At 72.7% G+C, this 26,586-nt stretch carries 26 protein-coding genes and 1 riboswitch; of the genes, 11 read left to right on the forward strand and 15 right to left on the reverse strand.

Annotated features, from left to right (window positions below):
- Window positions 1-5: 5 nt before the first annotated feature.
- Window positions 6-161 carry a hypothetical protein gene (locus KBX26_RS12525; protein WP_210865475.1) on the reverse strand — a complete coding sequence of 52 codons (156 nt, stop codon included), beginning with the start codon at window positions 159-161 and terminating at the stop codon, window positions 6-8.
- 131 nt (window positions 162-292) lie between these two features.
- On the opposite strand from KBX26_RS12525, the gene KBX26_RS12530 reads away from it, so the two are divergent.
- From KBX26_RS12530 to KBX26_RS12540, 3 genes are all read left to right on the forward strand, one after another.
- Complete coding sequence (locus KBX26_RS12530; RefSeq protein ID WP_210865476.1) at window positions 293-1,228, forward strand: SDR family NAD(P)-dependent oxidoreductase; 936 nt, start codon at window positions 293-295, stop codon at window positions 1,226-1,228.
- Window positions 1,229-1,324: 96 nt separating this feature from the next.
- On the forward strand, window positions 1,325-1,507 hold the full coding sequence (locus tag KBX26_RS12535) for a hypothetical protein (RefSeq protein ID WP_210865477.1): 183 nt from the start codon (window positions 1,325-1,327) through the stop codon (window positions 1,505-1,507).
- Window positions 1,504-3,660: a hypothetical protein gene (locus KBX26_RS12540; protein WP_210865478.1), complete on the forward strand. Its 2,157-nt coding sequence runs from the start codon at window positions 1,504-1,506 to the stop codon at window positions 3,658-3,660. Before KBX26_RS12535 ends, KBX26_RS12540 begins: the two co-directional genes overlap by 4 nt.
- 66 nt (window positions 3,661-3,726) lie before the next feature.
- Here KBX26_RS12540 and KBX26_RS12545 read toward each other — a convergent pair whose 3' ends face one another.
- The 3 genes from KBX26_RS12545 to KBX26_RS12555 all read right to left on the reverse strand — a co-directional run bounded on the left by KBX26_RS12545 (window position 3,727) and on the right by KBX26_RS12555 (window position 5,819).
- Window positions 3,727-4,125, reverse strand: a complete 399-nt coding sequence (locus KBX26_RS12545; RefSeq protein WP_030335905.1) for a hypothetical protein — start codon at window positions 4,123-4,125, stop codon at window positions 3,727-3,729.
- Window positions 4,122-4,571 (reverse strand): hypothetical protein, encoded by a 450-nt coding sequence (locus tag KBX26_RS12550; RefSeq protein ID WP_156057840.1) that lies wholly within the window; start codon window positions 4,569-4,571, stop codon window positions 4,122-4,124. Before KBX26_RS12550 ends, KBX26_RS12545 begins: the two co-directional genes overlap by 4 nt.
- A 369-nt stretch (window positions 4,572-4,940) precedes the next feature.
- Window positions 4,941-5,819 (reverse strand): alpha/beta fold hydrolase, encoded by an 879-nt coding sequence (locus KBX26_RS12555; RefSeq protein WP_210865479.1) that lies wholly within the window; start codon window positions 5,817-5,819, stop codon window positions 4,941-4,943.
- Between the two features lie 138 nt (window positions 5,820-5,957).
- On the opposite strand from KBX26_RS12555, the gene KBX26_RS12560 reads away from it, so the two are divergent.
- On the forward strand, window positions 5,958-9,287 hold the full coding sequence (locus KBX26_RS12560) for a BTAD domain-containing putative transcriptional regulator (protein ID WP_210865480.1): 3,330 nt from the start codon (window positions 5,958-5,960) through the stop codon (window positions 9,285-9,287).
- A gap of 112 nt (window positions 9,288-9,399) precedes the next feature.
- Window positions 9,400-10,977, forward strand: coding sequence for a Na+/H+ antiporter (locus tag KBX26_RS12565; protein WP_030335898.1), 1,578 nt, complete (start codon window positions 9,400-9,402; stop codon window positions 10,975-10,977).
- Between the two features lie 29 nt (window positions 10,978-11,006).
- Here KBX26_RS12565 and KBX26_RS12570 read toward each other — a convergent pair whose 3' ends face one another.
- The 4 genes from KBX26_RS12570 to KBX26_RS12585 form a co-directional block, all read right to left on the reverse strand.
- A complete protein-coding gene (locus KBX26_RS12570) occupies window positions 11,007-11,750 on the reverse strand; it encodes an amino acid ABC transporter ATP-binding protein (protein WP_030335896.1) in 744 nt (247 codons plus the stop codon).
- Window positions 11,747-12,517 (reverse strand): amino acid ABC transporter permease, encoded by a 771-nt coding sequence (locus tag KBX26_RS12575; protein WP_030335893.1) that lies wholly within the window; start codon window positions 12,515-12,517, stop codon window positions 11,747-11,749. Before KBX26_RS12575 ends, KBX26_RS12570 begins: the two co-directional genes overlap by 4 nt.
- Window positions 12,518-12,556: 39 nt before the next feature.
- The gene (locus tag KBX26_RS12580; protein ID WP_210859235.1) at window positions 12,557-13,423 is read right to left on the reverse strand and encodes an ABC transporter substrate-binding protein; all 867 of its coding nucleotides are present in this window, start codon (window positions 13,421-13,423) and stop codon (window positions 12,557-12,559) included.
- Between the two features lie 273 nt (window positions 13,424-13,696).
- Window positions 13,697-13,808, reverse strand: a riboswitch (SAM riboswitch).
- A gap of 86 nt (window positions 13,809-13,894) precedes the next feature.
- Window positions 13,895-15,853 (reverse strand): amino acid transporter, encoded by a 1,959-nt coding sequence (locus KBX26_RS12585; RefSeq protein ID WP_210865481.1) that lies wholly within the window; start codon window positions 15,851-15,853, stop codon window positions 13,895-13,897.
- Window positions 15,854-16,007: 154 nt separating this feature from the next.
- Between KBX26_RS12585 and corA the strand changes: the two genes are divergently transcribed.
- A complete protein-coding gene (gene corA / locus KBX26_RS12590; protein ID WP_210859233.1) occupies window positions 16,008-17,135 on the forward strand; it encodes a magnesium/cobalt transporter CorA in 1,128 nt (375 codons plus the stop codon).
- Window positions 17,136-17,150: 15 nt separating this feature from the next.
- Here corA and KBX26_RS12595 read toward each other — a convergent pair whose 3' ends face one another.
- Entirely contained in the window at window positions 17,151-17,336 is a 186-nt protein-coding gene (locus KBX26_RS12595) for a hypothetical protein (protein ID WP_091401337.1), read from the reverse strand.
- A 208-nt stretch (window positions 17,337-17,544) separates the two neighbouring features.
- Window positions 17,545-18,060: a 2'-5' RNA ligase family protein gene (locus tag KBX26_RS12600; protein ID WP_030335886.1), complete on the reverse strand. Its 516-nt coding sequence runs from the start codon at window positions 18,058-18,060 to the stop codon at window positions 17,545-17,547.
- A 79-nt stretch (window positions 18,061-18,139) separates the two neighbouring features.
- On the opposite strand from KBX26_RS12600, the gene KBX26_RS12605 reads away from it, so the two are divergent.
- Entirely contained in the window at window positions 18,140-18,649 is a 510-nt protein-coding gene (locus KBX26_RS12605; protein WP_210859231.1) for a DUF664 domain-containing protein, read from the forward strand.
- Window positions 18,650-18,658: 9 nt separating this feature from the next.
- Here KBX26_RS12605 and KBX26_RS12610 read toward each other — a convergent pair whose 3' ends face one another.
- A complete protein-coding gene (locus tag KBX26_RS12610; protein ID WP_030335882.1) occupies window positions 18,659-19,705 on the reverse strand; it encodes an NAD(P)-dependent alcohol dehydrogenase in 1,047 nt (348 codons plus the stop codon).
- Between the two features lie 164 nt (window positions 19,706-19,869).
- Between KBX26_RS12610 and KBX26_RS12615 the strand changes: the two genes are divergently transcribed.
- Both KBX26_RS12615 and KBX26_RS12620 read left to right on the forward strand, forming a co-directional pair.
- The gene (locus KBX26_RS12615) at window positions 19,870-20,349 is read left to right on the forward strand and encodes an SCP2 sterol-binding domain-containing protein (RefSeq protein ID WP_210865482.1); all 480 of its coding nucleotides are present in this window, start codon (window positions 19,870-19,872) and stop codon (window positions 20,347-20,349) included.
- Window positions 20,346-22,403, forward strand: a complete 2,058-nt coding sequence (locus tag KBX26_RS12620; RefSeq protein ID WP_210865483.1) for a glycogen debranching N-terminal domain-containing protein — start codon at window positions 20,346-20,348, stop codon at window positions 22,401-22,403. The genes KBX26_RS12615 and KBX26_RS12620 overlap by 4 nt, the downstream gene beginning before the upstream one ends.
- A gap of 40 nt (window positions 22,404-22,443) precedes the next feature.
- Here the strand turns inward: KBX26_RS12620 and KBX26_RS12625 are convergent, their stop codons facing one another.
- Window positions 22,444-22,947 (reverse strand): DinB family protein, encoded by a 504-nt coding sequence (locus KBX26_RS12625; protein WP_030335876.1) that lies wholly within the window; start codon window positions 22,945-22,947, stop codon window positions 22,444-22,446.
- A 134-nt stretch (window positions 22,948-23,081) separates the two neighbouring features.
- On the opposite strand from KBX26_RS12625, the gene KBX26_RS12630 reads away from it, so the two are divergent.
- On the forward strand, window positions 23,082-23,987 hold the full coding sequence (locus KBX26_RS12630) for a DUF72 domain-containing protein (protein WP_051708761.1): 906 nt from the start codon (window positions 23,082-23,084) through the stop codon (window positions 23,985-23,987).
- A gap of 37 nt (window positions 23,988-24,024) precedes the next feature.
- Here the strand turns inward: KBX26_RS12630 and KBX26_RS12635 are convergent, their stop codons facing one another.
- The gene (locus tag KBX26_RS12635) at window positions 24,025-24,396 is read right to left on the reverse strand and encodes a hypothetical protein (protein ID WP_210865484.1); all 372 of its coding nucleotides are present in this window, start codon (window positions 24,394-24,396) and stop codon (window positions 24,025-24,027) included.
- A gap of 217 nt (window positions 24,397-24,613) precedes the next feature.
- Window positions 24,614-25,243 (reverse strand): hypothetical protein, encoded by a 630-nt coding sequence (locus tag KBX26_RS12640; protein WP_210857746.1) that lies wholly within the window; start codon window positions 25,241-25,243, stop codon window positions 24,614-24,616.
- A gap of 198 nt (window positions 25,244-25,441) precedes the next feature.
- Between KBX26_RS12640 and KBX26_RS12645 the strand changes: the two genes are divergently transcribed.
- Window positions 25,442-25,612 carry a hypothetical protein gene (locus tag KBX26_RS12645; protein ID WP_210857745.1) on the forward strand — a complete coding sequence of 57 codons (171 nt, stop codon included), beginning with the start codon at window positions 25,442-25,444 and terminating at the stop codon, window positions 25,610-25,612.
- A gap of 30 nt (window positions 25,613-25,642) precedes the next feature.
- Here KBX26_RS12645 and KBX26_RS12650 read toward each other — a convergent pair whose 3' ends face one another.
- On the reverse strand, window positions 25,643-26,506 hold the full coding sequence (locus tag KBX26_RS12650; RefSeq protein WP_210865485.1) for an alpha/beta fold hydrolase: 864 nt from the start codon (window positions 26,504-26,506) through the stop codon (window positions 25,643-25,645).
- Window positions 26,507-26,586: the final 80 nt, after the last annotated feature.

Consider the following 26,586-nt stretch of genomic DNA (forward strand, 5'->3'; position numbering starts at 1 on the left):
TCGGGTCAGCGCGACGCGCCCCGGTCACTCGCCCTGCCGACCCTGCGGCCCAGCCGGGCGAGTGACCGCGCCGACGGGCTGCCCGGCAACCCGACGTCACCCGGCCCGATCAGCTCGCGCCGGGCACGCAGATATTCGCCGAGCGGGCCGGCCGTGCTCACCCGCCCATCGTAGGAGCAGCCACCGGCCGCCCAGACTGGTCCTGTCACTACCAGGAAAAACAGGGAACCGGCTAGCCCCGGCCCATGGGGTGACAGTGTCGGGGTAAGCGTGATCGAGAGACGGGACAGCAATGACAGAGCCCATCACCACCCCCTTCGGTTTCGCCTCGACCGCCGACGAGGTCCTCGCCGGGGTCGACCTGACCGGCAAGCGGGCCGTGATCACCGGCGGCGCCGCCGGAATCGGCGTCGAGACGGCGCGTTCGCTCGCCGCCGCCGGCGCCGACGTCGTGCTCGCGGTCCGCCGGGTCGCGGCGGGTGAGCAGGCCGCCGCCGACATCGCGGCCAGCATCGGCGCGCAGCGGGTCACCGTCCGCGCGCTGGACCTGGCAGACCAGGATTCGGTACGCCAGTTCGTCGCCGACTGGGACCAGCCACTGCACATCCTTGTCAACAACGCCGGGATCATGGCGTTGCCCGAGCTGGAGCGCACCGCCGAGGGCTGGGAGATGCAGTTCGCCACCAACTTCATGGGGCACTTCGCGTTGACCGTCGGCCTGCACGACGCCCTCGCCGCGGCCGGCGGCGCCCGGGTGGTGTCGGTCAGCTCCAGCGGCAACCTCTTCTCCCCGGTGATCTTCGACGACCTGCACTTCGCGTTCCGGCCGTACGACCCGCTGCTGGCCTACGGGCAGTCCAAGAGCGCCGAGGCGCTGCTCGCCGTGGAAGTCACCCGCCGCTGGGCGGGCGAGGGCATCCACGCCAACGCGCTCAACCCGGGCGCCATCGCCACCGGCCTGCAGAAGCACACCGGCGGCCTGCGTACGCCCAAGGAACGGCAGAAGACCCCGCAACAGGGCGCGGCGACCTCGGTGCTGCTCGCGGCCTCCCCGTTGCTGGACGGGGTCGGGGGTCGCTACTTCGAGGACTGCGCCGAGGCCCCGATCGTCAGCGAGCGGCCGGCCGACTACAGCGGCGTGGCCGGCTACGCCGTCGACCCCGGCAACGCCGAGCGGCTCTGGAGCGTGGCGTCCGACCTGATCGCGCGGCGCGGCACCGGCCGTTGACCGCGACGCCCGGGCTCGGCGGAACCCGCCCAGGCCCGGCCGTCCGGGTGGTACGACTGGGGCGGCGGTGGCAGCTGCGGCCGGGGAAGGATGGCGATGGCGGGCAGGCTTCCGGGACGGCTGCTGCTCCGGCGGGAAGACTCGGACCGGGCCCCGCTGATCGTCGCCCTGCTGCTCTGGGTGATGTTCGACGCGATGCCGGGGCTGTGGCGGTCCGTCCGGCGATCCGGCGAGAGTGGCGTGCCCGACCAGCTGCGACACGGACAGCGGCCCCGATGACCGAGCAGGGACGACAGCACGGCGACCAGCCGCGACGACCCGACGTGGTGGAGTTGCGGGTGCACGGCGTGTCCGGGGGCGACCCCACTGTCATCCTCGACCGGCCGCAGGTCCGGCAGGTCGCCGGCGACGACAGCGGGGGCTTCCACCGCGACGCCCGATCGGACGACGCCGAACCGGGCGGGGTGACGCTGGAGGCGTACCGCTGGGGTGACCTGCCCTCCGGCACCGTCGGCCGGACCCTCGCCATGGTCTTCCTGCTGCCGTTCATGCTCGGCAACGTGGCGGTGTGGATGCGACCCACGGGCCGCCACCGCGCAGCCGGGGTCGACGTGCTGTGTCGGCTCCTCGCGCTCAACCTCACCGTGTTGTACGTGGTGTCCGTCGCCGGGGTCGCCCTCGACCTGATCGCCTGGCGCTGTCTCGGCGCGGCCCGGTGCCGCCCGCCCTTCGACACGATGGCCGGACTCGACGGCCGGCACGTCGGGGAGCGGCTGGCCGTGTTGGCGCTCCTGCCGATCGCGGCCGTGGTGCTCCTGCGCCTCCTGGGTACCCGCTGGTCCGGCCCGACCGATCATCCACTGTGGGCGATGGAGCCGCTGGTGCGCCGGCTGCGCGCGATCCATGTCGCCGCCGCGCTCGCCGTACTCGACCTCGTGCTGCTCACGGCTCGCCGCGTCGGCGGCGCGACGTTCGGGACGACGCTGCTGCTGGCGCTCAACGCGGCGGTACTGCTGGCCTGCGTCGGGCTGCTCGCCGCTCCGGGAGTGATCGACCGGCCGGCGACCATGCGAACGGCCAGCTGGACCGCCCGCACGGCGGCCGGCCTGTGCGCGGCGACCCTGGCCGCCGTGGCGGCGGACCCGCGGGGTTGGGCGCCGGCGACCGGGCTGCCCGGCTACGGCGGAATCGCGGGTGGGGCACTGCTCGGCCAGATGGCCCTGCTGGTGTTGCTCAGCGCGGTGGTGCTGGGGCACCACGGTCGGGTGGGCGGCCGGTCCGCGCTGCCCGCCGGTCTGGGGGCGGCGGTCCTCGCCACCATCGCGGTCGGCCTGGCCGGTGGGCTCTCCGCCGACCTCGTCTACCAGAGCGGGGAGTTGCTCGGCGGCTACCGCGGTGACGGGGGGCCACCGTTGCCGTACCGCTGGACGCTGCTGGCCTTCTTCCTGCACTTCGTCGCGGCGGCGCTGCTGTGTGCCGTGATGACAGTCGTGTCCCGGCGGCGTCGGCTGCGGGCGGCGGCGGCCATCACCGCCCGCGACTTCCCGGACGTGGCGCCGGAGGCGGTCGGTCGGCTGCGGTTGACGACGAAGACCGTCGCCCGGGCCCGGTTCACCGAGTGGTGGGGTCTGCTGGCCGTCACGTACGCGGCGCTCGGGGTGATCGGCCTGACCACGAGTCTGGTGGGGGGCACCGGGCGTGATCCGGAGGAGTTGGCGCGGCGGTTTCTCGGGCTGCCGGCCGGAGTGATCGAGATGGGGCTCAACGGGAGCAGCTACCTCATCGCCGCGTTGGCGTTCACGCTGTTGGCCGGCGGTGTGTTCGCCTTTCGGACCAACTGGTTCCGTCGGCACGTCGGCATCCTGTGGGACCTGGGCACCTTCTGGCCCCGGGCCGCGCACCCGTTCGCGCCGCCGAGCTACGCCGACCGCGCGGTGCCGGAGTTGGCCGACCGGATCAGCCAGCTCGCCGAGCGTCACGTCGGGGTGCTGCTCTGTGGGCACAGCCACGGGTCCGCGCTGCTCGCGCTCGCGGTGCTGCGGCTGCCCCCGCAGGTAGGTCAACGGGTCGCCCTGCTCACCTACGGGTCACCGCTGGACCGCCTGTACGCCCGGCTCTTTCCGGCCTACTTCAACGAGGGGATGCTTCGTGAGGTGGGGGAGCGGGTCGGCTGGCGGTGGCTCAACCTCTGGCGGGACACCGACCCGGTCGGCGGGTGGGTCTTCGCCGCACACCGGCCCGGCGATCCGCCTGCGGACCCGGCCGATCCGGCGAGTCACGTCGACCGGCGGTTGCGGGACCCGACGGACCTGCTGCCGGCACCGGGGGAGCGGTCTGCGCCAGCGCTACGGGGGCATCATCCGGGGGAAACCGACCCCGACTTCCGGGCGGCGGTGAACGACCTCATCGCACGCCTGCGAGCCGCGGGCTGAGCTGCGCCGGACGCCGACGGCGCTGAGCTGCGCCGGGCGCGAGGGCGGCGCTGGGCCGCGTCGGCGTCAACGGTCCATCTCGGGGATCCGGTCGGACTCCGCCACCGTCGCGCGGACCTTCCGCAGCGTGGCGTCCGGGGCACGGATGGCGGCACGCCAGCGGTCCAGGGTCCGGGTGAGCACCCGGACCACGAACTGCAACTGGTTGACCTGCTCGCGGAGCGTGCCCAGCTCGGACCGGGCGCTGAGCGCCTCGCCCTCCAACTGGGTGATCCGGGTCTGCAACGGCTGCACGAGGGTGAGGGCGGCCTCGGTGAGGGTGTCGGCGGCATCGGCCTTGAACTTGCCCCGCTGCACCACGACGGCGGCGATCGCGGCCAGGCCGGTGCCGCCGCCGAGGATGCCGAGCACGCTGAGCGCCACCTGCACCCAGTGCGGTGCCGCCGGTGGGGGTGAGCTGTTCACGTGACACCTGTCCGCAACTGTTCGTAGGTGACGAGTTCGCAGGCGCGGGCCAGGCGACGCAGGTCGATGGCGATCTGTGCGGCCCGCCAGAGCGATCCCACAGTCACCGCCATCACGAACGAGATCGCGACGAGGGAGTTCCGGCCGGACATCACCAGTACGGCTACCGCGTACATGCCGGTGATCGTGCCGAGCACCAGCACCGACGCGAGTTCGAGGCCGAGCCCGGTGGAGAGCCGGCCGGGCCACACGATGCCCAGTAGCCCACCCACGCCCACCGCGATCAGCCCCAGTTCCCAGGCGACCTGGATCGGTGCCGGCATGGACGTCTGAACTGATGTCGGACGGACGTTGAGGGTCAGCATCAGCACGCCGCACAGCGGCGCCGCGGCCAGGACAGCGATCTCGTACGGCTGGTGGCGGGATCGGATACGGAGGTTTCCCACGGCAACTCCTTGGTCCAGGACCGACGTCCGGCAGTGGCCGGCGGACCAGTGCCGTTGGGTGGGTCGCGCTGTCGAGCGGCGATCCGTGCGGCGAGGCCCCCAGTGGTGCGTTGCCTGCTGACGGTCGTTGGGCGAGAAGTACGGAGCGACCAGACGTCGTTGGCTGCCGTTATCTGCCTGTGTAGCACCGATGACCGGTTGTCGTCCACCTGGCGTAACGTCGTATTACCGCAGGTCAGGGCGCATTTCAGAGGCCTCTGGACGGCATGTGCGCGGCAGGCGGCGACCCGGTCGTTCCACCACCTCGCCGACGGTCGGTGTCGGATATCTTACCGAGGGTGACAGTGGGGTGACCGGGTCGCCGATCGGTCAACGCGCGAGCAGGGCGCGCACCGCCCGGAGCACCTCGGCCGGGGCCTCCTCCGCCATGAAGTGTCCGCAGCTGACCGTCTGGTGCTCCAGGTCCGGCGCCCAGGCCCGCCACACCGCCGCCGCGTCGTAGCCCAGCGCCGCGCCCCAGTCCTGCTGGAGCACCGTCACCGGCATCCGCAGCTGGTTGCCGGCCGCCCGGTCAGCGGAGTCGTGCGCCACGTCGATCCCGGCCGACGCCCGGTAGTCGGCGACGATCGAGGGGACCGCCTCGCGGGACGCCCGCAGGTACGCGGCCCGCACGTGCGCCGGAAGGGCCTCCGGGTCACGGGTCCAGATGTCCAGGAAGTGACCGAAGAAGGCGTCCGGGCTGCCGGCGATCAGCTTCTCGGGCAGGCCGGGCGGCTGCGCCATCAGGTACAGGTGGAACGCGACAGCGGCGCTGGTGCCGTGCAGCACGTCCCACATGTCCAGGGTGGGTAGCACGTCGAGCAGGGCCAGCTGGCTGACAGCCGCCGGGTGGTCGAGGCCGGCCCGGAACGCGACCAGGGCACCCCGGTCGTGCCCGGCCAACGCGAACCGGTCGTGACCGAGCGCGCCGGCCAGCGCCACGATGTCGGCGGCCATGGTGCGCTTGGCGTACCCGGTGCCGTCGGTGTCGAGCGGCTTGTCGCTGTCGCCGTAGCCGCGCAGGTCGGGGCAGATGACAGTGTGGTCGGCGGCCAGGTCGGCCGCGACGTGCCGCCACATGAGGTGGGTCTGCGGAAAGCCGTGCAACAGCACGACCGCCGGCCCGGAGCCGCCCACGGCGGCGTTGAGCGTCACCCCGTCGGCGACCGTGACGCGGCGGTAGTCGAATCCGTTGATCCTGGGGTCCACGGGAAACCTTCCTGGTGAGCAGTGCCGGCGGGGGCGGTGGCCCGTCGCCGTCGTACCTCGTCGAGCCTGCCCGCCGGTGATCAGCAGCCGGTCAGCGTCCGATCAGTGCCGGCCGGGCCGCCCGCCTACTGTGGTGCCATGACCAGGCAGCTGACGGCGCCCGTCGCGGTGACCTTCGGCGTACTCGGGCCGGTGATCGCCGCGACCGAGCACGGCCCGGTCCCGTTGCGGGGCCACCGGCAGCGCCTGGTGCTGGGCCGGCTGTTGATCGCCCACGGCCGGGTGGTGCCGGTGGAGCGCCTCGTCGACGACCTGTGGGAGGTCGCACCGGACGGCGCGGTGGGCGCCATCCGGACGTTCGTCGCCGACCTGCGCCGGGCCCTGGAGCCCGATCGACCACCCCGGCAGCCGCCCCGGATCCTGGTCACCGAACCACCCGGGTACGTGCTGAAGGTCGCCCCGGACGCGGTGGACGCCGGACGATTCGAGGCCGCCGTCGGCGAGGCGGCGGACCTGCTGGCGGCCGGCCGTCCCACACCGGCCGTGGCCGCGCTGGATGCGGCGCTCGACCTCTGGCGCGGGCCCGCGTACGCCGACTGCGCCAACGAGTCCTGGGCGGTCGCGGAGATCAACCGGCTGAACGAGCTGCGGATGCTCGCCGTCGAGCGGCGGGCGGAGGCGCTGCTGGCGGTGGGCCGACCGGACGAGGCCGCCGCCGACCTACCGGCACACCTGGCCAGCTATCCGCTGCGCGAGGACGCCTGGCGGCTGCTCGCCGTGGCCCGCTACCGCGCCGGCCGGCAGGGCGACGCGCTGGCCGCGCTGCGGGAGGCCCGCCACGTCCTGGTGACCGAGCTGGGCGTGGACCCGGGGCCCGAGCTGCGACAACTGGAAGCCGACATCCTGGCCCAGGCCCCGCACCTCACCCCACCGGTCGACCGGCCGGTCGCCCCCGGCCTCGGCGAGCCGGCTCGCCCCGTCGCGGCCGGGCAGCGCCCGTTCGTCGGCCGCGACGCCGAGCTGGAGCGGCTGCGGCGCGCCGCCGACGCCGCGTCCCGGGGCCACCAGCCCACACTCGCCCTGCTCAGCGGCGATCCGGGCGCCGGCAAGACGGCGCTGGCCGAGGCGGTGACCCGGCAACTCGCCGCCCAGGGCTGGACCACGGCGTGGGGACGCAGCCCGGAGTACGAGGGCGCCCCGCCGGCGTGGCCCTGGACCCAGATCACCGACGCGCTCGCCGGGCCGAACGCCCCCGTCGTCACCGCCGACCCGGAAGACGACCCGACGGAACCGGCCGACCCCGCCACGGTGCGGTTCCGCCGGCACCGCGCGGTGGCGTCGCTGCTCACGGCGGTCGCCGACCGAGCGCCGGTCCTCCTGGTCCTCGATGATCTGCACCGCGCCGACGGTGACACCCTGGACCTGTTGACCGCGCTGCTCACCGGCCCGCGACCGGCCAGCGGGCCGGTGCTGATCCTCGGCACCTACCGGGCCACCGAGATCAGCCCGGAGCTGACCGCCACCCTGGCCCGCGCCGCCGGGCTGGAGCCGGTCCGGGAGTACCTCGCCGGCCTGCCCGCGTCGGCGACCGGTGAGCTGGCCGGCGCCATCGTCGGGGCGGAACTGGACCAGGCCACCGCCCGGTCGATCCACACCCGCAGCGGCGGTAACCCCTTCTTCGTCCGCGAACTGGCCCAGTTGTACGCGGCCGCCGGGGAGTCGGGGCTGGCCGCCGTGCCGCCCGGCGTACGCGACGTGATCCGGCACCGGTTGGCGCAGCTGCCCGCCCCGACCCGTACCGTGCTGCGCCAGGCGGCAGTGCTCGGCCGGGACCTCGACCCGGACGTGCTGGGCGTGCTGGCCGGTGACCCGGCGGCGGTGCTGGACGCCGTGGACCGCGCCCTGGCAGCCGGATTCCTCAGCGAGCGGGAGCCCGACGGGCGGCTGCGCTTCACCCACATCCTGGTTCGCGACACGCTCTACGCCGACCTGTCCGCGTCGCGCCGTTGCGCCTGGCACGCTGCCGTCGCCGAGGTGCTGCGACAGCGGGAACCCGTCGAACCGGCGGCCCTCGCGTACCACCTGCTGCGCGCCGGTGGGCCGGTCGCGGCCGCTGAGGCGTCGAGGTACGCCCGGGTGGCGGCCGAGCGGGCCGAACGGGGCGGCAACCCCCATGAGGCGGCTCGGCTGTGGGGTCAGGCGATCGACGCGTACGACCGCGCCGGTGGGGTCGAGCCGGGCGGGCGGGTGACCGCGCTGCTCGGCCTGGGGCGGGCGCTGGCGGTGACGGGCCGGTTGGCCGACGCGCGGCGACGGCGCGCCGAGGCGATCGCCGCCGCCGAGTCCACCGGCGACCCCCAGCTGATCCAGGAGGCGCTGGCCGGCTTCGACGTGCCCGCCAGTTGGACGCGCAACGACGACGACGTGCTCTCCGGGCACATCGTCCGGGCCGCCGAACACGCGCTGACAGCGCTCGGCCCGGTCCGCTCGGCGCAGCGCAGCCGGCTGCTGAGCACCCTCGCGCTGGAACTGCGCGGCACCACCACCGATCGTGGCCGCCGTGCCGCCGACGAGGCCGAGGCGATCGCCCGCAGCGTCGGCGATCCGGGGCTGGTGGCATTCGCGCTCAACGCCCGCTTCATGCACTCCTTTCACCGCGTCGGTCTGGCCGGCGCGCGGGCCCGGATCGGCGTCGACCTGGTCGACCTGGCCGTCCGGCACCAGCTGGTGACCTTCGAGGTGCTCGGTCACCTCGTCCTGGTCCAGGCCAGCTGCGCGCTGGCCGACCGGCCCGGCGCGGACACCCACGCGCGCGCCGCCGACGATCTCGCCGAGCGGTACGAGCTGCCATTGGTCGGCGTCTTCACCAGGTGGTACGCCGCACTGCGGCTGGCGCTCGACGGCGACTCGGCGGCGGCAGCGCGGGCGTACGGCTCGGCAGCCGACCGCACGAGCGCCGAGGGCATGCCGGGGCTGACCCGGGGCCTGCTCCCGTTGGCACTGCTCGGCCTGCGGCTTGCCGACACCATCGGCACCGACTGGCCGGCCACCGGGCCCGGCGGTGCGGACCGGCTGATCACCGGCGCTGACGACGGGGCGGACCTGGACTGGGGTCCGCACGAACCGTGGGTCCGACCACTGCTGCTGCTCGCCGCCGGTGAACGGGACGCCGCCGCGGCCGCCCTGCGGGCCCTTCCCGAGGGACCACACGACCTGCTGCGGGAGGTACGGCTCTGCCTCGTCGGTCGGGCGGCGCGCGTGCTCGGCGACCGGGCCACGATGACCCGGGTTCACGCCGAACTGCTGCCGGCCGCCGGTGAGTTGGCAGCGGGCAGCGGGGTGCTCACCGTCGGACCGGTGGCCGGGCACCTCGCCGACCTGGCCGCCGCCCTGGGCCGGGACGAGGAGGCGGCCGAACACCGTCGTACGGCCGGTGCGGTGACCGCCCGCGCCCGTGCCGGGGCCTGATCCGCACCCGCGACCACCACAACTTGCCGGTTTCCGCCGGAACGCACCGACCGGTGCGGTCAGATGGAGCCACCGGCGCGTCCGCCGTCGGCCATGGTCCGAGGGGGTAGGCGTGGAGGCGCTCGTCCTGATCGTGGTGCTCGGTGTCACAGTGCTCGTCGGTACCACCGTTGGCGGTCGGTACCGGGTGGCCCCGCCGGTCCTGCTCATCGCGTTGGGCGTGCTGCTCGGGTTCACGCCGCCGCTGTCCGAGGTCACCCTGGAACCGGATCTGGTCCTGCTGATCTTCCTGCCGGCGATCCTGTACCGGGAGAGCCTCACCATCAGCCTGCGCGAGATCCGCGCCAACCTGCCGGTGATCGGGATGCTCGCCGTGGTGCTGGTGGTGCTCACCATGGTCACCGTGTCGTACGCCGCGCAGGCGTTCGGGGTGAACCCCGCCGCTGCCTGGGTGCTCGGCGCGGTCCTCGCGCCGACCGACGCCGCCGCGGTCACCGGTCTGGCCAAGCGGTTGCCCCGCAAGCTGCTCACCACCCTGCACGCGGAGAGCCTGATCAACGACGGCACCGCGCTGGTGGTCTTCGCGGTGGCAGTGGGTCTGCTCAGCCAGAGCGCCGAGCCGGGCGTGCTCGGCGTCGGCGAGGAGTTCGTCGGCGCCAGCGTCGGCGGTGTGGTCGCCGGTCTGCTGGTGGGGGCCGCCGTGGTGCTGGTCCGCAAACGGCTCGACGATCCGCTGCGCGAGGGCGCGCTCAGCGTGCTGACCCCGTTCGGCGCCTTCCTGCTCGCCGACTCGGTGCACGCCAGCGGTGTGTTGGCGGTGGTGGTCGCCGGCCTGGTGCTGTCCTACGCCGGCCCGCGGGTGATCCGCGCCCGGTCCCGGGTGCTGGCGTTCGCGTTCTGGGACCTGTCCACCTTCCTGATCAACGGTGGCCTGTTCGTCCTGCTCGGCACGCAGATTCCCCGCGCGGTGCGGGGCATCACCAGCACGTCGCCGCAGCGGGCGCTGCTGATCGCGCTGGTGGTCACGGTGGTCGTCGTGGCCACCCGGCTGCTCTTCATCTATGTCACAGCGCAGTCGGCGCGACTGCGCCGCCGCCGGATGGTGGACGACGTCGGTCGAGGTCCCTCCGGCTGGCGGGTGGGGACCGTCGGGGGCTGGGCCGGTTTCCGGGGTGCGGTGTCGCTCGCCGCCGCCCTGGCCGTCCCGACGATGACTGTGGATGGCCGGCCGGTGGTCGAACGCGACCTGATCATCTTCGTCACCGCGCTGGTGATCGTGCTGATCATGCTCCTGCAGGGCACCACCCTGCCGCTGGTGGTGCGCTGGGCCGGGCTCAGCGGCGACCCGGGACGCGTCGACGAGGCCCGGCACGCCCGGCGGCGGGCCGCCGAGGCGGGCCTGGCCGCCCTCCCGCAGGTCGCCGCGGAGATCGGTGTCCAGGGTGATTCGGTGCGTCGGCTGGAGGCCGAGTACCAGCGGCACCTGGAGGACCTCAACGAGGGCGGTGGGACCATCGCCGATGAGCGCCGGCTGGAACGGCAACTGCGCCTCGGCGTCCTCGCGCACAAGAGGCGGGAGGTCACCCGACTGCGCGACAACCGGGAGATCGACGACCTGGTGCTGCAGGAACTCCAGTCCGCGCTGGACAACGAGGAGATCCGGCTGCTGGGGCGCGAACCCAACGAGTGACCGTCGGCCACCGCGCGCGCCCGCGCGGCTCAGAGCACCTGGTCGAGGAACCGGCGCAGCCGCGGATGTTCGGCCCGCTCGAAGACGGCCTCGGGCGGGCCGGCCTCCAGCACCACACCCCGGTCCATGAAGGCGACGGTGTCGGCGACCTGCCGGGCGAAGCCCATCTCGTGGGTCACCACCACCATGGTCATTCCGGCGGCGGACAGGTCGGCCATCACCCCGAGCACACCCTTGACCAGCTCCGGGTCGAGCGCAGAGGTCGCCTCGTCAAAGAGCATCACCTCGGGCCGCAGCGCCAGCGCACGGGCGATCGCCACCCGTTGCTGCTGACCACCGGAGAGCTGCGCCGGTCGGGAGTTCGCCTTGCCGGCAAGCCCCACCAGCTCCAACTGGGCGCGGGCGAGCGCGTCCGCCTCGTCCTCACCGAGCTTGCGCAGTCGGCGCAGCGCCAGCGTGACGTTGCGCAGCACGCTCATGTGCGGGAAGAGGTTGAACTGCTGGAACACCATGCCCACCCGCTGCCGCAGCGCGTCCGGGTCGTCGCCCCGCACGCTGCGCCCGTCCAGCAGCACGTCGCCCCGGTCCGGTTCGATCAGCCGGTTGATGGTGCGCAGCAGTGTGGACTTGCCCGACCCGGACGGGCCGATGACACAGGCCGTCGCGCCACGCGGCACCGACAGGTCGACGCCACGCAGCACCCGGTTCGGTCCGAAGGCGAGGTGCACGTCGCGTACGTCGAGGCTGACCGAGGTCGTGCTGGCGGCGGTCATCGCCGGTCCCCTTCCATCGCGTACGGCGCGGTGTCGTCGTCCTCGTCTGTCGGCGCGGTGGCCGGCCGACCGTTGCGCAGCCGGCGGTCGATCCAGTTCACGACGTGCGTCAACGGAACGGTCAACGCCAGGTAGCACAGCCCCGCCAGCAGCAGCGCCGACTCGTTACCGGTGGTGGCCGCGTAGTCCTGCCCGATCCGGAACAGCTCCCGCTGGCTGGCCACCAGACCGAGGAAGTAGACCAGGCTGGAGTCCTTGATCAGCGCGATGAGCTGGTTCACCCAGGCCGGCAGCACCCGCCGGATGCCCTGCGGGACGATCACCAGCCGCATCGCGTCGGCCCAGGAGAAGCCGAGCGCCCGGGCGCCCTCCAACTGGGCGGCCTCCACCGACTGGATGCCCGAGCGGAAGATCTCCCCGATGTACGCGGCAGCGATGAGCGACAGCGCCAGGATGCCCAACGGGTAGGGGTCCGGTCCCCAGACCTGCATGCCCAGCGGGGCCAACCCGACGCCGATCAGCAGGATCGTCGCGGCGGCCGGCAGCCCTCGGAACACGTCGGTGTAGACCCGCGCCGGCCAGCGCAACCAGCGGCTGCGGGAGATCCCCGCGACGGCCAGCAGCAGGCCCAGCACCGAGCCGAGCAGAGCGGCGGAGACCGCCAGGATCAGCGTGTTGGGCAACCCGACGGTCAGCATCTCGGGCAGCGCCTCGCGCATCGAGTCCCAGTCGAAGAACGTTTCCCACAGGGTGCTCAACGGATCCATGTGTCGCCTCTCCTACCGCCCCGCTCGCTCGTCACCGGTTCAGGACGCCGCCGACGCGGACGCCGACGGCGCCACAGTGACCGCGCCGCTGCCCGGCTTGAAGTCCGCCGGGATCGGCCGGCCCGGGTAGTACTGCGCCTGCAACCGGGTCCAGGTGCCATCGGCGATGACCTCGTCGAGGCTCTTGTTCAGCGCCTCGCGCAGCTTGTCGTTGCCCTTGGCCACGGCGTACGCGGTCGGTGCCGGGCTGAGCTGCTTGGCCGCCACGGTGATCTTGCCGTTGCTGTCGGCGGCCGACTTCTCGCCGATCTCCGCCGGGGCGATCCACGCGTCGGCGGTGCCCGCCTTGAGCTGGTTGATCGCACCGTTGTAGTCCGGCACCCGCACCGGGTTCAGCTGCTTGCCGGTGGCGTAGTCGTCCTGGACCGTGCCCTGCACCACCACCACCCGCTTGCCGGTGAGCTGGTCGAAGCTGGTGATCGGCGAGCCGGCCGGGACGTCCAGGCCGAAGTAGCCGAAGTCGTAGCCGTTGCCGAAGTCGACTGTCTTCTTGCGAGCCTCGGTGATGGTGATCGAGGAGCTGCCGACGTCGAACTTGCGGTTGTTGACCTGGCTGAGCAGCGCGGAGAAGTCGGTGCCGACGAACTCCACACTGAGGCCGAGCTTGCCGGCCACGGCGGTCAGCAGGTCGTTGTCGAAGCCGGTGAACCTGCCGTCCTTGAGGTACACGTTCGGCGGGGCGTCGGTCAGCGTGCCGGCGCGCAGCACGCCCGGCTGGGCCAGGCCGTACGGGTTGGTGGTGGCGTCGGACGAGCTGTCGTCGCCGCAGGCGGTGAGGGCGGTGGCGGCCAGGATCGTCGCCGCCCCCAGGGCGGCGGCACGGGTCACTGCGGGAAGGAATCGCACTGGTGTCTCCGAAGGGTGGTGTCTCGGCGGGCGTGGGTGTGCGCCACCGACGGCGCGCCCGATGGGCGTACCGGTGGAAAGGGGTTTCGGGAGGGTGGTGCTAGAGCGCGGTGCCGCGACGACAGGCGGCGCTGCACATTCGCATCGTGTCCACGTGCCGTCGCCGGGTCAGTGCGGGCGAGGGTCGACCGGTGCGGAGGTCCGCGACGTCAGTCGGTGGGGTGGTGCTGAGGATGCGCATGGTTCTCCCGGGTCTGTGCTGACCTGGGTGCCAGGCCACGCTTGCACCGACGTCGTGCCGGTGCCTGGTCTTCACCCGGGGCACCCCACCGCGGAGGAGGGTTGCCGGCCAGCGAGCCGGGGCTTCGCGCTGGCGCTCATGACCTGCGCCGAGGCTAGCAGCACCAACGGGTGCCGCGTCCAGTCGGTATGACCACGCTCACCGTGCGCGACGAGCCGTCCGCGCCCAGGTCAGCCGGCGTGCACGTGCGGTCGGCGGTGTGGGTCGGGTTCCTGGCGGCGCAGGATCTCCCGGGTCACCGAGGCGATCGCGCCCTGCCCGAACGCCAGGTAGCGCAGGAAGTTGCGAACCGGGCCGCCCTCGGACCACTCGAAGTAGATGTGGGGCCGCCGACGGCTGCGGTCGCGGATCTCCAGCAGCAGGGCGGCCAGCGCGGTGGGCACCGACGAACTGGCCAGGCTGAGCACCGGGAAGCGGCCGTCGACGACGCTGCCGCGGACCAGCACCTCGGTCTCGAAGTCGGACGGGTCGGTGACCTCGACCTCGACGAAGATGACGTCGCTGTCGTCGGGGAAGTCGTTGTCCGCCATGGTCTGGGCGAGCTTGGCGCGGTACTCCGCCTCGTCGCGCCGGTCGGGTTCGTGCGCGATGAGGCGGATCCGCCGGCCGGCGCGTTCGTCGATGATCCGGGCCGCGGCCGGATCCAGTTCGACGTGATCGACGCGCAGCTCGTAGGCCCGCATCAGCCGGGACAACACCGACACCAGGATGATCCCGCCGATGAAACAAGCGGCGATCTTGACGCCACTGGGGCGTTCCACCACGTTCGCCAGCGTCGTGTAGACGAAGATCACCGCGATGACGCCGAACGCGATGGTGCGACCGCGCTGACGCTGCCGCAGCGCCGCGAGCGTCACCGCCGTCGCGGCCGAGGTGATCAACACCAGCACCCCGGTGGCGTACGCGCCGCCCTGCGCGTCCACGCTGGCCTCGAAGATGATCGTGATCAGGAACGCCACCGAGGTGAAGACCAGCACCAGTGGCCGGACGGCTCGCGCCCAGGTCGGCGCCATGCCGTAGCGGGGCAGGTAGCGCGGCACGAGGTTGAGCAGACCAGCCATCGCCGACGCCCCGGCGAACCAGAGGATCCCGATGGTGGACAGGTCGTAGATGGTGCCGAACACCTCGCCGAGGTGGGCGTGCGCCAGATAGGCCAGCGCCCGCCCGTTCGCCGGCCCGCCCGGCTGGAAGGCGTCCGGCGGGATCAGCACCGTTGTCGTCACGCTGCTGGTGATCAGAAAAACGCTCATGATCACCGCTGCGGTGGTCAGCAGCCGGCGCGCGCCACGGATCCGGCCCAGCGGTCGTGCCTCTGAATCCTGCGGGTCACCCCGTACGCTCGGCATCACCGCCACCCCGGTCTCGAAGCCGGACAGACCCAACGCCAGCTTCGGAAAGACCAGCAGCGACAGCCCGACCACCAGCCACGGGTCGCCGTGCCCGGTGGTCAGCGCGGAGGTCCAGTCGCCCACCGCGCTCGGATGCCTCACCACCCGCCACAGCGCGTCGGCCACCACCACCGCGTTCAGCGTCAGGTAGACCGCGACCAGGACGACGGCGATCCCGATCGCCTCGGTGAATCCCTTGAGGAACACCGCGCCCAGCAGCGACACGAGCAGCAGTGTGACCAGCACCTCGTGCCCCTTGAGCGCACTCGGCCAGAACGGGTTCTCGTCGATGTGCGCCGTCGCGTCAGCGGCCGAGAGGGTGATGGTGATGATGAAGTCGGTGGCCGCGAAACCGAGCAGCACCAGCACCAGCAGTTTGCCCGGCCAGTAGCTCAGCAGGCGGACCAGCATCGCGATGGAACCCTCACCGTGCGGGCTCTCCACCGCCACCCGCCGGTAGACCGGCAACGCCCCCAGCAGGGTCACCAGCACCAGCACCAGCGTCGCCACCGGCGAGAGCGCCCCGGCGGCCAGCGCCGCGATACCCGGCTGGTAACCCAACGTGGAGAAGTAGTCCACACCGGTCAGGCACATCACCTTCCACCACGGGTGGTGCCGGTGCTCCGGCGGGCGCCCGTGCGGCCCCGGGTGCTGCACGGCCTGGTCCGAGCCGGCGTCGAGCAGCCACCCCCGCAACCGGCCGGCGCGTCTGTCGAACGTCACCGGCGCGTCCCCCGTCATCCCGCTCACGGTCACCGTGAGTATCCGCCCATGGGGCCGCTGCCGTCCGCCGGTGCGCGGAACCCAGCCGACACCCCGGCGGGTTTCGGGCCCAGGGCACCGGGGATGCAGCCTCCCGGTCCGGACCGGACGGCACCGGGGGAGGGGACAGGGCATGGTCGGCGGCCGTCGCTTCCGCCCGGGTGGTGGCTTCGGCCGTCAACTCGACAAGTACGAGACGAGGGTCGGCGTGGTGCCGCCCCCGGAGTCGCCCGCCGCCTCCCACGGCCTGGTGGACAGCGCGGTCTACCTCCGGGGGCACCGGTTCGCCTCGCCGTCCGGCCTCGCCGAGACGTACCGCTGCCTGCAGGAGCAGGACGACGCGATGGCCTGGATCGGGTTGTACCGGCCCGACATCGAGCAGATCACCTCACTGGCCCGCGAGTTCCGGCTGCACGACCTGGCGGTCGAGGACGCGATCAACGCCCACCAGCGGCCCAAGCTGGAGCGCTACGGCCACACCCTGTTCGTGGTGCTGCGCGCCGCCCGCTACGACGACCTGCGGGAGGAGGTCGAGTTCTCCGAGCTGCACCTGTTCATCGGACCCGGCTTCGTGGTCACCGTCCGCCACGGTGAGGCACCGGACCTGGCCGCGGTGCGGCGGCGGATGGAGACCGAGGCGCAGATGCTCGCCCGGGGCCCGGAGGCGGTCCTGTACGCGATCCTGGACCAGGTCGTCGACGGGTACGCGCCGGTGGTGGCCGGGCTGGAGAACGACATCGACGAGATCGAGACCCAGGTGTTCGGTGGCGACCCGAACGCCAGCCGCCGCATCTACGGCCTCAGCCGCGAGGTCATCCAGTTCCAGCGGGCCGCCCGCCCCCTGCTCAGCGTGCTCGACGCGCTGGCCGTCGGCGCGGGCAGCGCCAGCGCCGACGAGGAGCTGCGCCGCTACCTGCGCGACGTGACCGACCACCTGACCCAGGTGGTGGAGCGGGTGGACGGTTTCCGGCACCTGCTGCAGAACATCCTCACCGTCAACGCGACCCTCGTCTCGCAGCAGCAGAACGAGGAGATGCGCAGTCTCACGGCGGCCAGCTACAGCCAGAACGAGGAGCTGAAGAAGGTTTCCTCCTGGGCGGCGATCCTCTTCGCTCCCACGCTCATCGGCACCGTGTACGGCATGAACTTCGTCCACATGCCGGAGCTGAACTGGCGCTTCGGTTACCTCTTCGCGCTGCTGTTGATGCTGCTGGTCTGCGGCACCCTCTATGTGATCTTCAAGCGGCGCGGCTGGCTCTGAGCCCTTGGCCGAGGCTCACTCGATGCCGCGCAGGATGTGCCGTTCGTCCTCGACGTCGTCGTCGCCGGCACCGATCCTGCCGAGCAGTACGGCGGCCGCCCAGATCGTCAGGGGGGTGGCTGCCCCGGTCATTCCGCCGCCGGTCCGGTCGTCCCGGGTCTGGCTCCGCTCCGTGCGCGGTGGCCTGCGCTGAGCCTGCATGGGCCCTGCCTCTCCTCGTCGAAGCCGCCGTGGGCGGCGCGGGGTGAATTCGCGCCACCGGCCGGGTGGGACCGCCCGTGAGCAGCCCACCACCGGTACGACAGCCACTCGAACCTTCCCACGCCCGGCCACTTCCGCACCGCTTGTTTTCGGGTTTCCGACTGCCGCCCGCCAAACCGGACATTACGCAGCGACGGTCGAGTCACGGTCAAGGCAGCGGGTGGGCGATGCCCCGGGCATGGTCGGTGAGCGCCGCGCCGACCACCGTCGCGGCCAGCGGCAACACCTCCAGACAGCGGCGCACCGCGGCGGCCATCAGCGTGTTCGGCACCCGCATGGACAGCGTGCAGTGCGGCACCCAGCGCCCCGGCTGGTAGTGCTCGGCGAGGGGGATGCCGGCGGCGGCGAGCCGGTCGTGCACCAGCCGGTGGTGCGCCAGCAACTCCGGGGTGGGCGTCGGGCCGAGCCAGAGCACCCGACCGACGAACTGGCCGGCGTGCTGGAATTCGAGCCGCAACGGGGCGGCCACCACCGTCCCCTGTAACGCCTCGGCGACCTGCTCCGGGTCGAACCGGGGCGCCACCATGAGCGAGACGTGTGGACGGTGGCGCTGCTCCAGCAGCGAGCGCATGCTCTGCACGCCCTCGGCCTCCAGCGCGTCCCAGAGCACCCGGATCCGGCGGGTGGCGTCCGGGTCCAGGTACAACTCCAGCGCGGCGACCATTTGATCACCGTAGCGGCCGAGGTTTGCCCGCCCGTCTCCGGCGGTACCTGATCCGCAACCGACCAGGAAGGCGCAGCACGTGAATGTGAGTGACCTGCTGACCGAGGCGTACGACCGACTGCCCGACCTCGTCCGCGCGGCGGTCGAGGGCCTCAGCCCCGAGCAACTGCGCCACCAGCCCGCCCCGGGCGCCAACTCGATCGGCTGGCTGGTCTGGCACCTCACCCGGGTGCAGGACCATCATGTCGCCGAGGTCCTCGACGCCGACCAGATCTGGGCCAGCGGCGACTGGGCGGGGCGGTTCGGGCTCGCCGCCGACCCCGAGAACACCGGCTACGGGCACTCGCCCGCCCAGGTCGCGACGGTAAGGCCGGAGAGCGCGCAGGCGCTCATCGACTACTACGGGGCGGTCGCCGCGCGTACCGGGGACTTCCTGGCCGGTCTGGCCCCGGCGGACCTGGACCGTGTGGTCGACGAGGCGTGGGATCCGCCGGTCACCCTCGGCGTCCGGTTGGTCAGCGTCGTCGAGGACGACCTGCAACACGTCGGCCAGGCCGCCTACGTGCGTGGCCTCCTCGAGGCCGGCTGACGGCCGGGCTCACGGCACGATCACCGCCCGGCCCTCCAGGGTCCCGTCGCGCATCTGGCGGTACGCGTCCAGGGCGTCGTCCAGCGCGAAGGTGGTGATGCTCGGCCGGACCAGGCCCCGGGCGCCCAGGTCGAGCACCTCCACCAGCTCGGGTCGGCTGCCCCAGTAGGTGGTGGCGATACTCAGCTCGTACGGCACGGAGAAGAACGACACTCCCACGGTGCCGCCGCCGATCCCCACGATGGTCAGGTCGCCCACGGTGCGGGCCGCCGCCACGCCGAGCGCCAGGGTGCTGTCCGCGCCGACGAAGTCCAGCACCACGTCGGCGCCCCGCCCTCCGGTGGCATCCCGGATCTCCTCGGCGGCGGTCGGTCCGGAGGTCACCGTGCGATCCGCGCCGCACTCCTCGGCCAGTCGCAGCGCCTCGGCCCGGGTGTCCACGGCGATCACCCGCGCGGCGGTGGTGGCCTTGAGGATCTGCACGCCCACGTGCCCCAGCCCGCCGACCCCGATCACCACGGCCGTGCTGCCCGGTGGCAGCTTCGGCCAGGAGCGCCGGACGGCGTGGTACGGGGTGAGCCCCGCGTCGGTCAGCGGTGCGGCTTGCACCGGATCCAGACCCTCCGGTAGAGGTACGACGTGCCGCGCGTGCGGGACAAGTTCGAACTCGGCCATCCCGCCGTCCAGTCCGAGCCCACCGCCTCCGCTCGGCACCGGCGCGGCGGAAGGGTTCTCGCAGTACGGGTCGATCCCGAGCCGACAGCGTGCGCAGGTGCCACAACCCCATGCCCCGAACACCGCGACCGGTTGCCCGACGGACAGCCCGGTCACCCCGTCGCCGAGGGCGTGTACCCAGCCGGCGTTCTCGTGACCGAGGGTGAACGGCGGGTTCCAGGGCACCGTGCCCGGCTCGAACTCGTCCATCAGGTGCAGGTCGGAGTGGCACGCGCCGGCACCGCCGATCCGGACCACCACCTGACCCGGCCCGGGCGTCGGGTCGGGGACCTCGACCAACTCCGGTTCCGACTGCCACTCCCGCAACCGCAGTGCACGCATGCCGGTGCTCCCGTCTGTGTCGGCTGAACCACTGGCCTGCCCACCTCGTCGCCCGGCAAACGGGCCGCCACCGGCGCGACCCCGGGGCACCCTCACCCGTTCCGGGTGAACCGGCCTCACCCGGGCGCGGGTGATCCTGCGGGGAACCGTGGGGAGGGGATCTGATGGGTGCGACGGCGGAGCAGTACCTGCGACAGCTGGACACCGGCCGGCGACCCGACCTGCCGGAGACCACCGCGGGGACGCTGCGGTTGGATGTCCGTGACGACGGCAGCACCGACCACTGGTACCTGACCATCGCCGACCAACACGTCCAGGTGACCCGCTCGGCCGAGGACGCCGAGCTGGTGGTGCGGGCCGACCGGGCGGTCTTCGACCGGATGGTTCGCGGCGAGTTGCACCCCGGAGCGGGCTTGCTGCGCAACGAGGTGACAGTGCACGGCAACGTGCAACTGCTGATGCTGCTGCGGCGGATCTTCTCCGGGCCGGACGGCGCCCGTCACCCGCGCGAGCTGGGCCGGGCCGCGCTTGCCGGCCGAACCACGCCTGCCGGCCGGGGCGCGCCGGCTGGCTGGGCCACGCCTGCCGGCGGGGCCGTGTCTGCTGGCCGGGCCGTGACGACCGCTCGGGGTGGTCGGCCGTGAAGCAGGAACTGGTGCACGTCATCGCGGGCAACATCTTCGCCATCACCGACGCCCAGGGCGACATCGAGCCCGACCCGCAGCTCCCGGTCGGACTCTTCGCGTACGACACCCGGTTCCTGTCGCACTGGGTGCTGCGGATCGACGGTGAACGGACCAACGCCCTGTCCCGGGACGACCTCACCTACTTCGAGACCCGGTTCTTCCTGGTTCCCGGCACGGCGAGCCACTACATCGACGCCGACGTGTCGATCATCAGGCACCGTTCGGTTCACGACTGTTTCCACGAGAACATCACGGTGCTCAACCACTCGTCGCAGCCCGCCGAATACACCGTCCGGCTGGAGATGGCCAGCGACTTCACCGACATCGTCGAGGTCGGGCAGGTGCGGCAGCGGGCCGTCGAGGTCGCCGCCGACCCGGCGCGTCAGCAGCTCGTGCTGCGCTACCAGCGGGAACGGTTCATCCGGGAGACCACGGTGTGCAGCACCGTCCCCGCCGACGTGGACGAGCAGGGGATGACCTTCCGGATCCGCATCCCACCCGAGGGGAGGTGGGAGACCGACCTGCACGTCACAGTGACCATGGGCGGCGAGGAGGGCCGGGATCTCCGCGCCGACCTGCAGTCGCACCAGCACGCCCTGCGCACGGGGATGGACGAGGACCTGAGCCGGTGGCTGGACCGTGCGCCGCAACTGGTGGCCGAGCGCGCCGGCCTGGAAGAGCTCTACCAGGGCAGCCTCGCGGACCTGGCGGCGCTGCGCTACCAGCCGTTCTCGTACCGCGAGCGGGTGCCGATCGGTGGTCTGCCGTGGGCGATGGGTCTGTTCGGGCGGGACAGCATCATCACCTGCCTGCAGACGATGGCGTTCACCCCCGAACTGGCCCCGTCGACGCTGCGGATGCTGGCGCTCGTGCAGGGCGGTCAGCTCGACGACTGGCTGGAAGAGGAGCCCGGCAAGATCCTGGCCCACCTGCGGTACGGCGAGACGGGGGCGTTCCGCGAACGGACGAGCGCGTTGTACTACGGCGCTGCCGACACCACCCCGCTCTTCGTCGTCCTGCTCGACGAGTACGAGCGCTGGTCCGGTGACGCGGACCTGGTCCGCGAGCTGCGCCACCCGGCCCGGATGGCGCTGGACTGGATCGACGAGTACGGCGACCTGACCGGCGACGGCTACGTGCGCTACCAGCGCCGCAACGAGCGCTACGGCGCGGTCAACCAGAGCTGGAAGAACTCCCCGGACGCGATCGTCGACGCCCACGGTCGACAGCCCGCCTTCCCCCGCGCCACCTGCGAGTTGCAGGGTTACGCGTACGACGCGAAGCGCCGAGGCGCCCGGCTGGCCCGCGAGTTCTGGGGCGACCTCGCGTACGCCGACCGGTTGGAACGGGAGGCGGCAGCGCTGAAGGAGCGCTTCAACCGGGACTTCTGGTTGCCACACCGGGGGTACTACGCGTTGGCGCTCGACCCGTACGGAGAGCCGGTCGACGCGCTGGCGTCCAACATGGGGCACCTGCTCTGGAGCGGGATCGTCGCTGACGACCGCGCGGAGGCGGTAGCCGAGCACCTGGTCGGGCCGCGACTGTTCAGCGGTTGGGGGGTACGCACGTTCGCCACCGGGCAGCGCACCTACAACCCGGTGGGCGCGCACCTGGGCGCGGTGTGGCCGTCGGACAACGCGGTGATCGCCGCCGGGCTGCGTCGCTACAGCCTCGGCGCTCAGGCGGCCCGGATCGCCGCCGGCGTCTTCGACATGACGCTGACGCTCGGTGGCGAGGTGCCGGAGGTGATCGCCGGCTACGAGCGCAGCCTGACGACCTACCCCGTGCAACTGGCGACGAGCTGCCGCCCGCAGGCGTGGTCGTCGGGGTCCCTGCTGATGCTGCTCGCCACCGTGCTGGGCCTGCGGCCCACCGGCGACAACCTGCTGGTCGACCCGGCGGTGCCCGAGGGGTTCGGCCGGCTGGAACTGCTCGACATCCCCGGCCGTTGGGGTCACTCCGACGCCTACGCGAGAGATCGGAGCACCGAACGCCGGCACCGCCTGCGGTGAGGCCGAGAATCAGCGCAGGCGGTGGCGATGACGGTCGGCGTCAGCCCATGGTCTTGGCGCCGTCGATCGACTCGCGCAGGATGTCGGCGTGCCCGGCGTGCTGGGACGTCTCGGCGATGAGGTGCAGCAGCACCCGGCGGACCGTCCAGCTCGCCCCCGGCTCGAACCAGGGAGCCTGCGGCAACGGGTGCGCCGCGTCCAGGTCGAGGGTGGCGACCAACTCGTCGGTCCGGGCGGCCACCTCCTGGAAGCGCTCGACCAGACCGGCCAGTGTCTCACCCGGTGCCATCTGGAACTGACCGACCCAGTCGACCTCCTCGCGGCCCATCGCCTCCGCGCCGCCCACCGCGAAGAGCATCCACCGGTGCTCGACGCCGGCCACGTGCTTGATGAGGCCGCCGAGGCAGAGACCGCTGACGGTGGGGCGACTGGCCGCCTGCTCGTCGGTGAGCCCGTCGACGGTCTGCAAGAGGAAACCGCGGTGCCTGCGGAGCGCCTGCAGGAGATCGGTGCGCTCACCGGTGAGCTGCTCAGTGCTGGTCATGCCGCCACCCTTTCGTCGATGTCCACCCGGTGCCACCGTATTGCCGGGCACCGACACTTCCCGGGCACGGCACCAGGTCGACGGAGGACCGCCAGCGGTTGCCGATCCGCGTCGATGGCGGTCCACTGAATGACATGGCTGTGATTAAGGTGGGCACGTCGTCCTGGGCGGACCAGTCCCTGCTGCGCTCCGGGTGGTACCCCCGCTCGGCCAGCACGCCGGCGCGTCGGCTGGGCTTCTACGCCAGCCAGTTCCCGTTGGTCGAGGTGGACACGTCCTACTACGCCATCCCGGTGCCGGAGACGACCCAGAGCTGGGTGGACGCCACACCGGACGACTTCACCTTCGACGTCAAGGCGTTCAGCCTCTTCACCGGTCACCCGACGCCGGTCACCGTGCTGCCCCGGGATCTGCGTCCGGCCGCCGGCCCGAGCCGGATCCGCCGCCGTGACCTGCCGGAGCGGGCGTACGACGAGCTGTGGACCCGGTTCCGCGCGGCCCTGGCGCCGATCGCGGCGGCCGGCAAGCTCGGTGTGGTGATGTTGCAGTTCCCGCCGTGGCTGGTGCGCAGCCCGGCGGCCGAACGCCGGATCGTCGAGCTCGCGCAGCGCTGCCGGCCGTGGCGGGTCGGTGTCGAGCTGCGGCACGGCTCCTGGTTGGACGACGCGGCCGCGGCGGACACCCTGGACCTGCTCCGCGCCCACGACCTGTCAGTGGTCTGTGTCGACATGCCACAGGGACACCCGTCGTCGGTGCCGCCGATCCTGAGCATGACGGCGGAGCCGGCGGTCGTCCGGTTCCACGGTCACAGCGACGCCTGGGTCGAGGGCGACAAGCAGGAGAAGTTCCGCTACGCCTACGCCGAGGACGAGCTGCGGCACTGGGCGGGACGGCTGGCCGAGTTCGCGGCTCTCCCCGACGAGCTGCACGTGCTGTTCAACAACTGCTGCGCCGGGCAGGCCCAGCGCGACGCCACCCGGCTGGCGCAACTGCTCACCGAGACGATGGTCGCCGATCACGCCGTCCCGACGAACGGTTGACCGGCGCACCTGCCGGCCGGCCGGGGTGCGGGTCCGCTCAGGACCGCCGTCCCCGGCTGCGCAGCGCGTCCTGGGTCGACTCGCCGATCTCCGCGTCGTCGGGGAAGGTCCGGCCACTGGGCGCGGGATCGGGTGGGGCGCCCGGCCCGGCCATCGGCGTACGCGTCGGCTCGACCGGACCGAAACCGTGTCGTCCCGCCGGGTCCGTCCGACCCGCCGGGGCACCCGCCCGCCGCTCGCCGCGCCGGCCCTCGGGCACCGCTGTCTCCTCGCTGCCCTCGTCCATCGGTGAGTCGTCGTCGGTGCCCCAGGGCGCGTCGGCGTCGAAACCGTCGCCGGTGCCCCACGGGTTGGTCGCCTCCGGCTCCAGCCGGTCGTTGTCGCCGCTGCGTCCCTTGTGCGCCGTCATGGCCACCCCGCTCGTCGGTCCGCCGCCACCGGCGGACGATGTGCCGTCCTCGGGCCGGTCTGCCCGCCCGCCCTCGCCGCCCGACAGGTCACCGGCACGCCGCCGCACGGGCGCCGACTCGTCGTCGCGCGGGATTCGTCGTCGCTCCGGTACGCGCGCGGGGCCGGCCGGCGCCCCGCCGTGGTGGTGGGGGGGGGACGCCGGCCGGCCCGACGCTTCAGCGTCCGGCCATCGCCATCGGCCGCTTGCCGTTGCTCATTCCCGCCATCTTGATCATGCTCTTGGACGCGCCCTTCATCCCACCCGCGCGACCGAGCATCCCGCGGAACACCTGGCCTGGCTTCTGCTGCTCACCCATGTACGCGGTGACCACGACCAGCGTCCCGGTCAGCGCCGGAATGGCCCACTGGAGCAGCTTCATCTGCCGTTGCGACGAAGCCACACTGGCCGGGGTCTGGTGGTTCGGCTCGGTGGCACCGCTCACCGACGGGCCGCCGGCCTTCTCCAGCCGCATGCCGACCAACCGGCTGTAGCCGGTGACCGCGAGCGCGCCGATGGTCAGCGCGGTCTTGATGGCGCTGGCCCGGCCGACGCCGGACTGGGCCGCCACCCGTGGGCTCTCGGTCACCAGTTCGCCGACGGCGCCGGCCAGGTGGGCGCCGATCGCCGCCGCGTTGACCGGCGTCCACTTGGACCATCCGGCCGACGCGACCGGGAGCCGCTGGGTCGAGTCGCTGATTTTCGCCGCTGCGCCGTTGACACCGAAGGCACCCATGAGGGAGCCGCCAAACCAGGCCGCCAGGCCCAGATCGTGCATCGAACGCAGTGCGGTGTGCCGTTCGGACATGTGATCCCCTTCCGCCGTGTCGGGCGGTGCGGCTTACCCGCCGCTCGGGCGGCTAACCCCGGCCCGCCAGGGCCGATCCGCGCCGTGGCGGGCAACTACGGGACATCCGTGGCGTCGGTGCGTCGGCCTCGTCCGGGCAGGAGTCGTTCGCCCGGTGGCGGGTAGATCCTCCAGCGACGCCGACGAGAGGGGAACGCGATGTCGCAGCCGGACGAGAGCCGGGAGAAGACCCCCAAAACAGACGCGGTGCTCATGCACCCCGACAACGACCCGAACCGGAACACCGCCGAGGTCGCGCCCCGCAAGGAGCACGCCGAGATCCAGGTCGAGCGGGACGGTGAGCTGGTGCCGCTGGACCAGGACGAGTGAGCCGACCCGCCCCCGACGGGCCGGTACGGCTCAGCGGGGCGGCAGGTCGGTGGCGAAGGCGGCGATCCGCCGCGCCAGCGGAACGCCCGCGCGGACCCAGGTGAAGTGGTCCAACGGCGCTCCGGCCTGCGCCACTGTGTACCGTTCCCGGGTCACCGGCGCGTCGCCGAGCTTCGCGCAGAGGTGGTCCATGGTCTGGTGCGGCGTGTACTGGTCGTCGTCGACGCTGACGGCCAGCACCGGTGTCCGTACCGCGCGGACCGCGGCCTCGGCGTCCGTACCGTTGAGCCGGGGGAACCGACCGGTCCGCGCGGTGTACGCCCAGTCGCGGATCACGCCGCGCGCCTGCCGGCCACCGAAGCCCCAGCCCGGCCAGAAGCCGAGCAGCGCCGCCGTGGCGGCGATGCCCTGGGTGTAGGGCAGCACGCCGAGGCCGCGCCGGCCCGGGTAGCTCCGCCAGTGCGGGATGCCGACAGCTACCAGCGCCAAGCCGTCCACCTCGCCGCCGCCGTGCAGGGCGAGGTGCAGCAGCGCGGCCTGCCCGCCGAGTGAGTGCCCGAGAAGCACTCGGGTGCGCCCGTCCAGCCGCGGCTTGAGGGCGGCCAGGACGGCGCCGACGTCGTCGGCCAGTTCGGCGTAACCGTGCCGGTCCGCCCGACTCGGCGCGGGCGTGCTCGCCCCGGTGCCGCGCAGGTCGGCCACGACCACGGCCAGCCCCGCGGTGCGCAGCGCGGCGGCGAAGGGCCGGTAGTAGCGGGCCCGGACGCCCATCGCGGGCCAGATCACCACCACCGGCGCGCCGGTCACTCCGGACGGTTCCGGATAGACCTGCACACCCAGCCGGCCACCGTCGACGTCGACGAACTCCTGCGCGTACTCCAGATCCCCGTTCACCGGCCCAGCCTACGGCCCTGACGTTACCGGCGGGTAGCAGCAGGCCGTCGACGACCGGGGCGCAGCTGACGCCGCACGCG

The sequence above is a fragment of the Micromonospora sp. C97 genome (assembly GCF_018070385.1).
Classification (GTDB): domain Bacteria; phylum Actinomycetota; class Actinomycetes; order Mycobacteriales; family Micromonosporaceae; genus Micromonospora; species Micromonospora parva.